The organism is Peptacetobacter hominis (genome assembly GCF_006861675.1).
In the GTDB taxonomy this organism is placed as follows: Bacteria; Bacillota; Clostridia; order Peptostreptococcales; family Peptostreptococcaceae; genus Peptacetobacter; species Peptacetobacter hominis.
Genome location: NZ_SGJB01000009.1, coordinates 30,709 through 43,367, shown reverse-complemented (window position 1 = coordinate 43,367; position 12,659 = coordinate 30,709). Strand labels below are relative to the sequence as shown.

Below are 12,659 nucleotides of genomic sequence, written 5' to 3'. Positions count from 1 at the left end.
AATATGAAGAAACTGGCTTTTTTTGATGTTGATGGAACGCTTATAGACTGTTCAAACGGAAAAATGGGTATGAGTGAAAGAGTAAAATCTGCCATAAAAAACTTTCAGAAGCGGGGAAACAAGGCTATGGTTTCTACAGGTAGACCATTTGCATTTCTTACAAAAGAACTTATGGAATTTGGATTTGATGGATTTATCCTGGGAAACGGAGCACAGGTAACAGAAGGCGAAAAAAGAGTTCATTTCAATGCTATGGACAAGGATTTTGTAAAATTTGTGGTTGAAAACTGCGATAGAATAGGAATAGAATACTGTCTTCAGGGAGAAAAATACTCTTATTCAAAGAAATTTTTCAATGAACTTATTTCGTATTATGCCGAATATGAAATAAGTACGGATTATTTTATATTTGATTTTAATCTTGATGATATAGAGGTATTCAAAATAGAAATGCTTCCTGTAAGCAAAAAAGGAGATATGTTCTGTAGAAAGCTTGACGAGCTTGAAGATTACAACTGTTTTAAAAACTATCCGGCAAGAGCATATGAACTTTATCCTGTGAGCAATTCAAAGGGAAAAGCGGTATCAATAGCAGCGGAGTATATGGGCGTAGATATTGAAAATACATATGCTTTTGGTGATGGAAGAAATGACATAGAAATGATTGAAATGTCAGGGCATGGCATAGCGATGGGAAATGCCTGTGAGGAACTTAAAAGTGTGGCAAAGGAAATGACTGAAACTGTAGAAAATGACGGGATAGCTGCATATCTTGAAAAACTTGTATAAATCGGACTTAAAGGATATTTCCTCGATTATATAGAATATAGAATTATATGCGAAAGTAGATTTATAATCATGTATCAGAAAAGAGGCGTATCCTAATGAAAGAGGAAGAAAAAATCTTTGCAGGGAAACTATTTGACTGCAGAATAAAAGAACTTAGAGATGTAAAACATAAAGCACACGAACTGTGCAGAAAATTCAACAATATGGATGAATACGACGAAGCAAGACTTCCGCTTGTAAAAGAGTTCATCGGCAGTATAGGTGAAAAATATTATTTTCAGGGGCCAATACAGTTCAACTATGGAAGTCATACATTTATAGGTGAAAATTTTCTGGCAAACTTCAATCTTCTTGTTATGGATGATGGAAAGGTATTTATAGGAGATAATGTAATGTTCGGTCCTAATGTAAGTATTCTATGTACAAATCATCCACTTATAGCGGATGAAAGAATCAGAATGGAATATGAGGATGGGCATGTATCAATGTCAGAATTTGCAGGAGAGATACATATAGAAGATGATGTGTGGCTTGCTGCAAATGTTACGGTAATAGATGGTGTTACAATAGGAAAAGGTGCCGTAGTCGGTGCAGGAAGTGTTGTTACAAGGGATATACCCGCAGGATGGCTTGCGGTAGGAGTTCCGGCAAAACCTATAAGAAAAATAACAGAGAAAGATTCAAAAATGCATCTTTTATAATATATATAAAATCCCGGTCTCAAACGATACAGTTTTGTATCGATGGACCGGGATTTTTGATGGTTTATATGATGATTTAATTGTTTATGCAAAAGCAAGTTCGAAAGAGTTTTCAAATCTACCAGAGTATTTAGATAAAAGTCCTTCATACTCAAGAGTAAGTCCAGGAAGATCGAAGAAATCATTCGGCTGAACAAAGAAGTGCTCCTTATCAAGTATATTTATTCCACTTTTTGAAAGTACATCCGCAACAAAACTTGAACATACATATCCGTATTCCGGATTTCTCTGTATACCAAGAGGTATAGTTATAAGAGAAAGAACATCATATCTATATAAATTTCTTCTGTCTGCTATATCCTCTATATTTTTATGAAGAGATTTAAATGATTCCTCTGAGACCTCCATAGAATAAACTCTACATATAGTATTCTTTCTTATTTCATAAAGCCCTTTGTCTATACCCTCTTCAACAAATCCCGCGAAAAGTGGATTTCTTGGATTAAGTCTTCCAAAAGAGTACATAGTATTAAGAGATTCATCAAGAGCTATTGATATATGAGAATATGGTTTTCTGCTTATTCTTTTTATAATACTTGAAAGAACTGTGCCTGTATAAGTCGATATTATATATATTTTTTTCATTATAATTCCTCCCTGCTGATATTCATTATAATTGCATCTATATATTTCCTATTTTGGTTGTTATCTATTTTATAATTCAATTATATTGCCGAAATATTAAGTAAAACATATCAAAAAACTTAATAATTTCTAAATATGTAGCAAACAGTCGCTTTCATATCTTAATAAATATTGCAAATAAAGTCAATATGATACATATAGACTTCACGAAAAAGTTAAGATTGTGTAAATGTTTTTTTATGGGAAAACTGTTATAATGTAATAAACAGATTGATAATTGAGACAATTATAATCTAGATGGATTTTATGGAGGTATAAATATGGCACAAAAGCAAGGTATCAAAAAAGTGGTATCTCTTTTTTCGGCGGTTGTAATAGCTGGGGCTGTTACAATACCTTATGTATCGTATGCTGATACATATTATGGAATACACAAAATCGAGTATACCGATGAATTCAAACAATATATAGAAGACTATAAAAATGGAGATACAGAAAAATACGGGGATAAAATACCATCTCCATATGATGTAGAAGGAACAGAAATAAAAGGAAATGCTTCTGGTATTTCGAGATATGCTTCTGCAAAATATGACCCAAGAGAGATTGATAAAACCACACCTGCCAGAGATCAGGAAAATCTTGGAGTATGCTGGGCATTTGCAGGAATGACAGGAATGGAATCATATCTTATGACAAATGGATATGGAGAATATGACCTGTCAGAAGAACACATGAGATGGTGGGCAAAAAACGGAGAAAATGGATGGAACGTAGGAGACTATGATGGTACATCGAATCTTCTTTCAATGGGATATTTTGCCTCAGGAGAAGGTCCAAAATATGAATCAGATATAAAATACAATACACATAAAACAAGACCTTCAAATCAGGACAGCGCAAAAACAATAGGATATACAGCAGATAATATAATATATGTAGAAAACACTACAGAATCAATAAAAAATGCCATAATGAAATATGGAGGAGTAGTATCTGGATACTATGATAAAGATCGGTATAGAAGTGAAGATGAAAACTCATACTATATAAACGTAAATCCAGGACAGAACCACGCTGTAACAATAGTAGGCTGGGATGACAACTACAGCAAAGATAACTTTACAGGTCGGGCTAAACCTTCAAAAGATGGAGCCTGGTTAATAAAAAACAGCTGGGGAGATTATAACGATGAAGATGGATTCATGTGGGTTTCATATGAAGACCGGACTCTTAGAAGAGAATCAGACAACTATGCAATAAAAAGCCTTAGAAAAAATGAGGGCGAAAAGATATACCAGCATGAAAATGGTGGATATGCAGCATATGGAGGAACATCTTTTACAGTTGCCAATGTATTTAACTTCAATGGAACTAATGAGACAATAGAAGGCGTTACAATAGGAAATGAATCTATAGGAGCCGAGTACAATATATATTATGCACCTGTTGTAAATGGAGTTCCTCAGAACAAAAACATGACAAAACTTGCATCTGGAACTTTCAAAGAAACTGGTTATATTACAGTACCTGTTGATTCTACATACATACCAAGTGGAAAAGGTGCTATAGTTGTTCAGATGAAGTCAAATGGAAGAAATCTTGCGGCGATACTTGCAGAGGAAAATATAGCAGGTGTAGACTGGTTTGAGGCAAAGGCATCAAAAGGAGAAAGCTTTAAACTTTCATCTTCAGGTAGTTTCCAGGATATGAATTCTAATACATCAAATCCTATGAACTTTGCAATAAAGGCTGTAACAAAATCAAACGTAAGTGAAGATGATATTATAGGAGCAAATAGATATGATACAGCTGTAAAAACAAGCCAGAAGGGATGGAGCAGTGCTGATACGGCTGTCATAGCAAATGGAAGTGCAATAGTGGATGCTCTTACAGCAACACCTCTTGCAGAATCTGAAAATGCACCTATACTTCTTACTGACAAAACATCTCTTAAAGATGTAACAAAGAAAGAACTTCAGAGATTGGGTGTAAAAAAAGTATATCTTATAGGAGGTTCATCAGTATTATCTTCAAGTGTGGAATCTCAGATTAAGTCTATGGGAATTACTACAGAAAGAGTATACGGAAATAACAGATATGAAACTGCAGCTGCAATAGCCTCAGAAATGATTGAGTCTGGAAATGAAATAAAAGAAGCAGCAGTTGTAAATGGAATGACTGGACTTGCAGATGCAATAAGTTTTGGTGCTGTAGCGGCTGAAAAAGGTATGCCGATACTATTAGCTGACAAAAATGGAAATCTTACAGGTTCAGAAAAAATACTTTCAGAAAATAATATAGAAAAGACATATATAATAGGTGGAACAGCAGCTGTACCTACATCAGTTGAAAGCAAGGTTAAAAATCCTGAACGTATAAGTGGTAAAAACAGAAGTGAAACAAATGCAAAAATAATACAGAAGTTCTACACTTCCTCATCGCTTGATTACGCATATGTTGTAAAAGATGGAATGCAGGCCTCAGATCAGCTTATAGATGGACTTTCTGTAGGAGTACTTGCAGCGAAAAATCATTCTCCAATAGTACTTGCAGGAAAATCTCTTTCAGATGAGCAGAGAAGTGTACTTTCATCAAAGACTATAAATAAAGTTGTTCAGGTAGGTGGCGGACAGAATATAAACGCTGTACTTGAACTTAGAAACAAATAAAAATAAATAAATCATAAAACAATTTATGATTTATTATAATAGATACAAACTATGATATATAATAATAAAAATAAGCGAGGCAGAAAACTGCCTCGCTTTATTTTTCAGCAATTGGATTATACAATCCTATATATTATCATTATATCAGTCAAAAATCTTTAGATGAGCACAAAACAAGAATTTTACTGATTAATACTAGTTTTCATCTGAAGCTTCAAGCATAGTTGTAAGTTTTTTGTTTAATGCAAGAAGTAGTACTGCAGATATTATAAGTATAACTGGTATAGCTATGAATACCTGTAACATACCCATTTTATCCATTATACCCTGAACGTATCCAGATGCTTTAGAAGCTGCGAAAGTGGCAAGTGTCCAAACTCCCATTAATACAGTTAAGTATTTAGCAGGAGCGTGCTTAGATACCATTGAGTTTCCTAGTGGTGAGAAGCACATTTCTCCAAGAGACTGGAATGCTATAAATCCGAATAACCAAGCAACAGAAGCTTTGATTGATGGATCAAGGCTTGCACCTCTTGACATTTCAGCACCAACCATGAATACGAAACCAGCTCCAAGGAATATAAATCCAAGAGCAACTTTCTGAAGCATTGATAAGTCTCCCTGAGGTCTGTTTGCTAGCTTAGTCCATATAGCGGCCATAACAGGTCCAAGAAGTATACATAATAATGCATTGAAAGTAGTTTCTATCCATACTGGAGGAACTGCAAAGCTTCCTACGTTCATATTAACAAAATTCTGCATGTATAATAGAACTGAAGTAGAAGCCTGATAGTAGAATGTCCAGAATATTATAGTGAAAGCAGATATTATTATTATCGCTGTAGTTCTTTTTTTCTCAGCTGGAGTAAGAGGTCTGTTAGCATCCTCTTTAGAAACCTCGTGATGCTCAGATCCACCTAATCTGCTCTGAGGTAATTTACCTGCATCTCCTAAAAATCTCCATCCAAAGAAGAAGAAAGCAGCACATACAAGCATCATTGCACCAGAAACAGCGAAACACTGTCTGAATCCGAATACTACATGTCCGTCAACAACAGTTGCAAAAGTATTTGCATAAAGGAATCCCATTATAAGAGAACCAAAGAAAGAACCTATGTTAACGAAAGAATATAATATAGAGTATGCAGAGTCTTTACGGCTGTTGTCATCATAAAGCTCTCCAACAAGAGCATTAAGCTGACCTTTGAAAAGACCTGTACCTATAGAAACAACAGCAACAAGAGCATGTACATACATAACTGAAGTTGCAAAGTATCCTATAAACCAACCTGCAGCCATTATAAGAGCACCTATAACAACACAGTATCTTGCTCCTAACCATCTGTCTGATATTATACCACCTATAACAGGTGCAAGATAAGTAAAGGCTATAAGGTTTGAACCTATTATAGCTGCATCTGCAGCTGAAACACCAAGTCCTCCGTTAAGAACAACTTCGGCTAAGAATAATAATAATAGCGATTTAGAACCATAGTATGCAAATCTTTCAAATGTGAAAGTAAGACTGCAGACATAAAGTCCTTTTGGGTGTTTAACTGAAGTATTATTTCCCATTAAAAAACCTCCGTATTAATTACATATATTTTGTATGAGACAGTTTGAAAACCATATTTAAAAAATAAAGTACAAAAACGGTATCCTGCCCCAAGACCATCTTATTATATATTAACTTTAAACAAAAAATCAATACTTATTAAAGAAAAAATAGAAAAAACTAATTAAACGAAATGTAATATTCGGAAGGAAGCGAACTATATTTTGTTATTTAAAAAACAAACTATTTTCTGATATATACTACTAAAAAATAAAAAAATTCAAAAAATTGTATAATACGATAATTATAAAAAATTGCCTGTTTAGTAAAAATCTTATAAAGAAATGATGTTAGAGTATTCAAATACTGTTATAATATGTAATGTATACAATTGTGTAGTAACAGAGTTATCGATAGGAGGAGTTTAATATGCTTGAATTAAACAATATATCCTTCAAAGTAGAGGAAAATGGGGAAAGTAGAACAATAATAGATGACCTTAGTATTTCCTTTGAAGAAGGAGGATTTTATGTTATAACTGGTCCAAACGGAGGAGGAAAATCAACTCTTGCCAAACTTATAATGGGAATTTCAGAACTGTCTGAAGGTCAGATACTATTTGATGGAGAGGATATAACAGATAAAAATATAACAGAAAGAGCTAATATGGGAATAGGATATGCGTTCCAGCAGCCGCCTAGAATAAAAGGTATGACTGTTGAAGACCTTCTTAAAATAGCACACAAAGGGGATCTTCCTGAAGAGGAATGCTGTCAGTATCTTGCAGATGTAGGGCTATGTCCAAAGGAATACCTTTCAAGAGAGGTGGATAACTCACTTTCTGGTGGTGAGATGAAGAGAATAGAGATAGCTACAATACTTGCAAGAGACCTGAAAATAGCAATATTCGACGAACCTGAAGCTGGAATAGATTTATGGAGTTTTGCAAAACTAAATGAAACTTTCCAGAAAATGCACAAAGAGAAAAACCATACAATAATAATAATCTCACATCAGGAAAGAATACTTGAACTTGCGGACAAAATAATCGTTCTTGAAAACGGAAAAATAAAAACTATGGGAACAAAGGAAGAAGTTCTTCCTTCTATATTAAACCAGGTAAATGGAACTGTATGTGCTATACAGGGAAAGGAGCTTTTCAATGAATAATATAGAACTTAATCTTTTAAAAGAAGTAGCCGACATGAGAATGGGAAAACCACTTATGGGAGCTTTCAATATAAGAAGAAACGGCGAGGGAATAGAAAGAAAATCTACAGAAGACGTCGCTATAATACCTAAGACTGACAAGCCGGGTATAGATATAATAGTTAAACCTGGTTCAAAACCGGAAGATGTACATATACCTGTAATAGTTACAGAATCAGGTGTAAAAGACAAGGTGTACAACGACTTTATAATAGGTGAAGGAGCTGAGGTTACAATAGTTGCAGGATGTGGTATACACAACTGCGGAAGCCATGACAGCCAGCACGACGGTGTACACAAATTTATACTTAAAAAAGGTGCAAAATTAAAATACACAGAGAAACACTACGGTGAAGGAACAGAGGGAGCAGGAAAAAGAATACTGAACCCTGTTACAATAGTTGAGATGGAAGAGGATTCATACTGCGAAATGGAAACTGTTCAGATAAAAGGTGTAGACTCTACAAAGAGAGACCTTGATGCAACTCTTGGCAAAAATGCAAAAATAGTTATCCTTGAAAGACTTCTTACTCACGACAATCAGTTTGCGGAGTCAAATATGGAGGTTGTTCTTAAAGGTGAGGGATCATCTGCTCAGGTTATATCAAGAACTGTAGGGCAGGACAACTCTGTACAGGTGTTTAACCCTAGAGTAATAGGTGAGGAGCAGTGTACAGCTCACGTTCAGTGCGACTCTATACTTATGGGAGATGCAAAAATAAGATCAATTCCTGAAATAGCGGCGGAACATCCGGATGCTATGCTTGTACACGAGGCAGCTATAGGAAAAATCGCAGGAGATCAGATTCTTAAACTTATGACTCTTGGACTTACAGCAGAAGAAGCTGAACAGCAGATACTAAACTGTTTCCTTAAATAGATTAATTGAAAAATATATTATACGGCTATGTATGTTAAAAATAACAGCATGGCCTTTTTTTCGTCTAAATATAAAACACCGAATTTCAATATAGACTTAAAAAATATGTAATATTTTCGGAAAATACAGTTTTTTTAATTGTATTTATAGAAAATAATTGTTATACTTATACCTAGAGAAGGTTTTCTGAAAATCAGAAGCCGATATTTATTTTATCAGATGGAAGGTGTATTCAAATTATGAAAGACAAAGTTTTAGAAAGATTACTTAGATATGTAAAAATCGATACTACATCAGATTCTACAAGTCCAACTTGCCCATCAACTGCTATACAGTTTGACCTTGCAAGAGTACTTGAGGCTGAATTAAAAGAACTAGGTCTTACAGATGTATCTTTAGATGAAAATGGATACTTAATGGCTACATTAAAAGGAAATACTGAAGGTGTTGAAACAATAGGATTCATATCTCATATGGATACTAACGAAGATGTTTCAGGAACTAATGTAAATCCAAGAATAATAGAAAACTACGATGGAAATGATATAGTTTTAAATGAAGAACTAGGTGTTGTAACAACAGTTGCTGAAACTCCAGAATTAAAGAGATTTGTTGGAGAAGATATAATAGTAACTGATGGTACTACTCTTCTTGGAGGAGACGATAAAGCTGGTATAGCTGCTATAATGACAGCTATGGAATACCTTATAGCTCATCCTGAAATAAAACACGGAGACATAAAAGTTGGATTCACTCCTGACGAGGAAATAGGTAGAGGAGCAGATAAATTCGACGTTGAAAAATTCGGAGCAAAATACGCTTATACACTAGATGGTGGTGTAGAAGGTGAATTAAACTACGAAACTTTCAGTGCAGCATCTGCAGTAGTTACAATAAAAGGTAAAAACGTTCATCCAGGTTCTGCAAAGAACAAAATGGTAAACGCTTTATATATAGCAGGTAAAGTAATGGAATTATTCCCAGAAAGCGAAAGACCTGAAACTACAGAAGGATATGAAGGATTCTATCATATAAACGAATTAAGCGGATCTGTTGAAGAAGCAAAAATGGTATATCTTATAAGAGACCATAATAAAGCTAAATTCGAAGAAAGAAAAGAATTCTTCGCAGCTCAGATAAAAGCTATATCTGAAAAATACGATGGAAGAGTAACTGTTGAAATAAAAGATCAGTACTACAACATGGAAGAAAAATTAAAATCTGTAATGCATATAGTTGATATAGCTACAGAAGCTATGAAAGATCAGGGAGTAGAGCCAATAATAGTACCTATAAGAGGTGGTACAGATGGATCTAAATTATCTTTCATGGGACTTCCTTGTCCAAATATATTCACAGGTGGACTTAACTTCCACAGTAAAAACGAATGTCTTCCAATAAGATCAATGGTTAAGGCAGCTGAGGTTGTTGTAAGAATAGCTGAGAAATTTGCTGAAAGAGCTTAATTAAATAGTATATGAAAAGGCTGTAGAATTTAATCTGCAGCCTTTAATTTATATTTTTTATAACAAGTTTATTCAATTCTAACATTTACAGGACTTATGGTAAGATTTCCTCTGCCGGTAACCGTATACCAATTACCTCTTTTTAATTTGATTTTTTCTGATGTTCCAGATGTAATATATCCGACTGTGTACTTTTTACCTGTTTTAATATCAGTAAATACCACATCAGTATCTGCATCGCCGCTTACTTTTACAGTCCCTAGAAGAGGTTGTATCTGTTCTGATTTTATAATAGTTTCACTTTCTTTAAGTGTGAATGTATGTGTTTTTTGAATATAAGTATAAGAGAAAACCGCAATTACAAATACTGCTATTATGCATGGAAATATAAATTTCTTCATTGAAATCCCCCTTAATATCAAAATAGATTTTTTACATTCGAATGTTTGTCTAATATGATACAGGATTTCATCAAAATATAAAATATAAAAGTGTAAATAAGACAATACTGTAATCCTTCTTAAGAAATTCTTAACGCAAAAGAATATGTATGGTATTGGAGATTGCAGAGTTATATTACATGAAAATAAAATTATTATTTATAAGTAAAATTTACAAAAGATTAGAAAATCAGCTGATATAAAAATACTGCCTAATCGACGTATTGTCAATCAGGCAGCATTTCGCAAATTGTTCTATTTTACTTTACTGATTTTTTCTTTATCCCATAAAAATGCCTGTTCAGGGTTATTAAGAGCTATAAATATATTTTTCTTGAAATCAGGCATTTCATCCTGCATGCGGACGATAAGTTCTTTTATATACTGTCTTTTAGTATTTCCGTCTGCCGGGCATGGATTTTTAACAATCTTGAAGTTCATCTCCTCAGCGGCTTTTATAATCATGTATTCTTCGACATATATCATAGGTCTTATAACAGTTATACCGGTTCTGTCCAGATAAGACTTTGGAGAGAATGAGCTGACTCTTCCTTCGTAGAACATAGACATAAGAAGAGTTTCAAGTGCATCGTCTTTATGATGACCAAGGGCTACTTTATTGCATCCAAGTCTGACAGCGTGATCGTTCAGCGCACCTCTTCTCATTTTTGCACATAGAGAACATGGATTTTTCTCTTTTCTTATATCGAATACTACTTCTTTGATGTCTGTAGGTATTTCGTGAAGTTCTACATCTAGTTCTTTACAAAGTTCGTGAAGAGACGAGTTGTCTACACCGCCCATCTGAAGGCATATCGCTATAAGTTCAAATTTCTCAGGAGAAAATCTCTGATAGCTTTTCAGTATGTGTAAAAGTGCCATACTGTCCTTTCCACCTGAAAGACCTACAGCTATTTTATCCCCATCCTGTATAAGATTAAAGTCCTGTATTGCTTTTCTCGATTTGCTTAAAAGTTTCTGAAGAATATTCTTCAAATATTTCACTTCCTTTCTCTCGTGATAAATTCTATTTTTCTGATGACGCAAATATTGCAGCTTTATCGATTATTTCGTCTGAAATAGATATTATAGACTTATTGTCGGTATCTACTACTATATCAGCTACACTCATATATGAAAAACTTCTTTTGTCCATAAGTTCTTTTATAAAATGTTCGTTCATATTTCCGTTCAAAATAGGTCTTGAGTCTGAATTTTTTACCCTTATAAGAACAGTCTTTGGTTTTGCCGATAAAAGAACGATGATTCCATTTTTTTTCAGATTTTCAACGTTTTCATGCCTCAGTACAGTTCCACCGCCACAGGAGATTATACAGTTTTTCATATCTGATATCTCGGATACAACCTCTGACTCCAGGTTTCTGAAATATTCCTCTCCGTAATTCTCAAATATCTCGATTATACTGCATTTTTCTCTTTTTTTAATGAGTATATCTGTATCTATTTTTTTTCTTCCCATGGCTTTTGAAAGATAGTCTGAAATCGTCGTTTTGCCAGATCCCATAAATCCTATAAGGACAATATTTTTATTCTTTAAGCACCTGAATCTGTTTTTCATAGTGTAAATCGCCTCTTTAAATAATATTTATACCTCAATTATATCAAAGAAAACATGGAAATTTTCTTCGTTTTCTGTAACCAATCTAATATACCATATTATCAGCGCGAATAAAATAAAAATGAAAAAGTTAAATATAAATAAATTTTAAGAATAACATTATAATGCTGTTAATAATATACGTATATAATGATAAAAAAAGAAAAAGGAGGACAGGCAATGGATACAATATTTGAAAACAGATACAGATTTTCAGACAAAATGATGAACGAATACGTATATGGTGTTCTTATGAAAAAAACAATAATATATGGGATAATAATACTTATTGCAGGAATTGCAGTTTTTGCATGGAGTATTGTCAGAGGAAATATTCTGTTTACTGGAATATACGGTGCAGTTATATTTATAGTTGCAGCAACTCTTGTTTTTGCCCCAAAGCTGACAAAAAGAGAGCTTAAAAGAAACATATATACGATGCATAAGGGTGAGCAGAAGGAAACAATTGTAAAATTCTCAGATAGAATATATATGAAAGAGGGAGAGCTTACAATGACAGTGGATTATACTCAGATAAGAAAAATAATAGATATGAAAACAAGTATAGTTCTTTATATGGGGAGCAACAGCGGAGTTATACTGTCAAAGAACGGTTTTGAGTGCTCTGATATAGATGACTTTATGGAATTTATAAAAGAAAAATGTATCAATGTTAAATAATCA

General features: G+C 33.7%; 12 protein-coding genes. 7 read left to right on the top strand and 5 right to left on the bottom strand.

What is annotated here, in order from left to right:
* Positions 1-3 precede the first annotated feature (3 nt).
* Both EXD82_RS05980 and EXD82_RS05975 read left to right on the top strand, forming a co-directional pair.
* A complete protein-coding gene (locus EXD82_RS05980) occupies positions 4-789 on the top strand; it encodes an HAD family hydrolase (protein ID WP_142536014.1) in 786 nt (261 codons plus the stop codon).
* A gap of 95 nt (positions 790-884) precedes the next feature.
* Positions 885-1,490 carry a sugar O-acetyltransferase gene (locus EXD82_RS05975; RefSeq protein WP_142536013.1) on the top strand — a complete coding sequence of 202 codons (606 nt, stop codon included), beginning with the start codon at positions 885-887 and terminating at the stop codon, positions 1,488-1,490.
* Positions 1,491-1,574: 84 nt separating this feature from the next.
* Here the strand turns inward: EXD82_RS05975 and EXD82_RS05970 are convergent, their stop codons facing one another.
* Complete coding sequence (locus EXD82_RS05970) at positions 1,575-2,135, bottom strand: hypothetical protein (RefSeq protein WP_142536012.1); 561 nt, start codon at positions 2,133-2,135, stop codon at positions 1,575-1,577.
* Positions 2,136-2,455: 320 nt separating this feature from the next.
* On the opposite strand from EXD82_RS05970, the gene EXD82_RS05965 reads away from it, so the two are divergent.
* Positions 2,456-4,807 (top strand): cell wall-binding repeat-containing protein, encoded by a 2,352-nt coding sequence (locus tag EXD82_RS05965; RefSeq protein ID WP_142536011.1) that lies wholly within the window; start codon positions 2,456-2,458, stop codon positions 4,805-4,807.
* A gap of 195 nt (positions 4,808-5,002) precedes the next feature.
* Here EXD82_RS05965 and EXD82_RS05960 read toward each other — a convergent pair whose 3' ends face one another.
* Positions 5,003-6,382 carry a peptide MFS transporter gene (locus EXD82_RS05960; protein WP_142536010.1) on the bottom strand — a complete coding sequence of 460 codons (1,380 nt, stop codon included), beginning with the start codon at positions 6,380-6,382 and terminating at the stop codon, positions 5,003-5,005.
* Positions 6,383-6,791: 409 nt separating this feature from the next.
* On the opposite strand from EXD82_RS05960, the gene EXD82_RS05955 reads away from it, so the two are divergent.
* The 3 genes from EXD82_RS05955 (at position 6,792) to pepT (ending at position 9,917) form a co-directional block, all read left to right on the top strand.
* A complete protein-coding gene (locus EXD82_RS05955) occupies positions 6,792-7,532 on the top strand; it encodes an ABC transporter ATP-binding protein (protein WP_142536009.1) in 741 nt (246 codons plus the stop codon).
* Positions 7,525-8,451, top strand: a complete 927-nt coding sequence (locus EXD82_RS05950) for a SufB/SufD family protein (protein ID WP_142536008.1) — start codon at positions 7,525-7,527, stop codon at positions 8,449-8,451. The genes EXD82_RS05955 and EXD82_RS05950 overlap by 8 nt, the downstream gene beginning before the upstream one ends.
* Before the next feature lie 239 nt (positions 8,452-8,690).
* Positions 8,691-9,917 carry a peptidase T gene (gene pepT / locus EXD82_RS05945; protein WP_142536007.1) on the top strand — a complete coding sequence of 409 codons (1,227 nt, stop codon included), beginning with the start codon at positions 8,691-8,693 and terminating at the stop codon, positions 9,915-9,917.
* A 68-nt stretch (positions 9,918-9,985) separates the two neighbouring features.
* On the opposite strand, the gene EXD82_RS05940 is transcribed toward pepT, so the two are convergent.
* The 3 genes from EXD82_RS05940 to EXD82_RS05930 all read right to left on the bottom strand — a co-directional run bounded on the left by EXD82_RS05940 (position 9,986) and on the right by EXD82_RS05930 (position 11,936).
* Positions 9,986-10,318, bottom strand: coding sequence for a hypothetical protein (locus tag EXD82_RS05940; protein ID WP_174919176.1), 333 nt, complete (start codon positions 10,316-10,318; stop codon positions 9,986-9,988).
* 294 nt (positions 10,319-10,612) lie between these two features.
* Positions 10,613-11,353, bottom strand: coding sequence for a tRNA 2-thiocytidine biosynthesis TtcA family protein (locus EXD82_RS05935; RefSeq protein WP_142536006.1), 741 nt, complete (start codon positions 11,351-11,353; stop codon positions 10,613-10,615).
* A gap of 31 nt (positions 11,354-11,384) precedes the next feature.
* Positions 11,385-11,936 (bottom strand): shikimate kinase, encoded by a 552-nt coding sequence (locus EXD82_RS05930; RefSeq protein WP_142536005.1) that lies wholly within the window; start codon positions 11,934-11,936, stop codon positions 11,385-11,387.
* Positions 11,937-12,155: 219 nt separating this feature from the next.
* On the opposite strand from EXD82_RS05930, the gene EXD82_RS05925 reads away from it, so the two are divergent.
* On the top strand, positions 12,156-12,656 hold the full coding sequence (locus EXD82_RS05925) for a YcxB family protein (RefSeq protein ID WP_174919175.1): 501 nt from the start codon (positions 12,156-12,158) through the stop codon (positions 12,654-12,656).
* Positions 12,657-12,659: the final 3 nt, after the last annotated feature.

Excerpts from the sequence above, each read along its gene's own strand:
- EXD82_RS05930 (WP_142536005.1), bottom strand. The coding sequence starts at position 11,936 with ATGAAAAACAGATTCAGGTGCTTAAAGAATAAAAATATTGTCCTTATA.
- EXD82_RS05950 (WP_142536008.1), top strand. The coding sequence starts at position 7,525 with ATGAATAATATAGAACTTAATCTTTTAAAAGAAGTAGCCGACATGAGA.
- EXD82_RS05955 (WP_142536009.1), top strand. The coding sequence starts at position 6,792 with ATGCTTGAATTAAACAATATATCCTTCAAAGTAGAGGAAAATGGGGAA.
- EXD82_RS05970 (WP_142536012.1), bottom strand. The coding sequence starts at position 2,135 with ATGAAAAAAATATATATAATATCGACTTATACAGGCACAGTTCTTTCA.
- EXD82_RS05960 (WP_142536010.1), bottom strand. The coding sequence starts at position 6,382 with ATGGGAAATAATACTTCAGTTAAACACCCAAAAGGACTTTATGTCTGC.
- EXD82_RS05940 (WP_174919176.1), bottom strand. The coding sequence starts at position 10,318 with ATGAAGAAATTTATATTTCCATGCATAATAGCAGTATTTGTAATTGCG.
- EXD82_RS05975 (WP_142536013.1), top strand. The coding sequence starts at position 885 with ATGAAAGAGGAAGAAAAAATCTTTGCAGGGAAACTATTTGACTGCAGA.
- EXD82_RS05965 (WP_142536011.1), top strand. The coding sequence starts at position 2,456 with ATGGCACAAAAGCAAGGTATCAAAAAAGTGGTATCTCTTTTTTCGGCG.
- pepT (WP_142536007.1), top strand. The coding sequence starts at position 8,691 with ATGAAAGACAAAGTTTTAGAAAGATTACTTAGATATGTAAAAATCGAT.
- EXD82_RS05980 (WP_142536014.1), top strand. The coding sequence starts at position 4 with ATGAAGAAACTGGCTTTTTTTGATGTTGATGGAACGCTTATAGACTGT.
- EXD82_RS05925 (WP_174919175.1), top strand. The coding sequence starts at position 12,156 with ATGGATACAATATTTGAAAACAGATACAGATTTTCAGACAAAATGATG.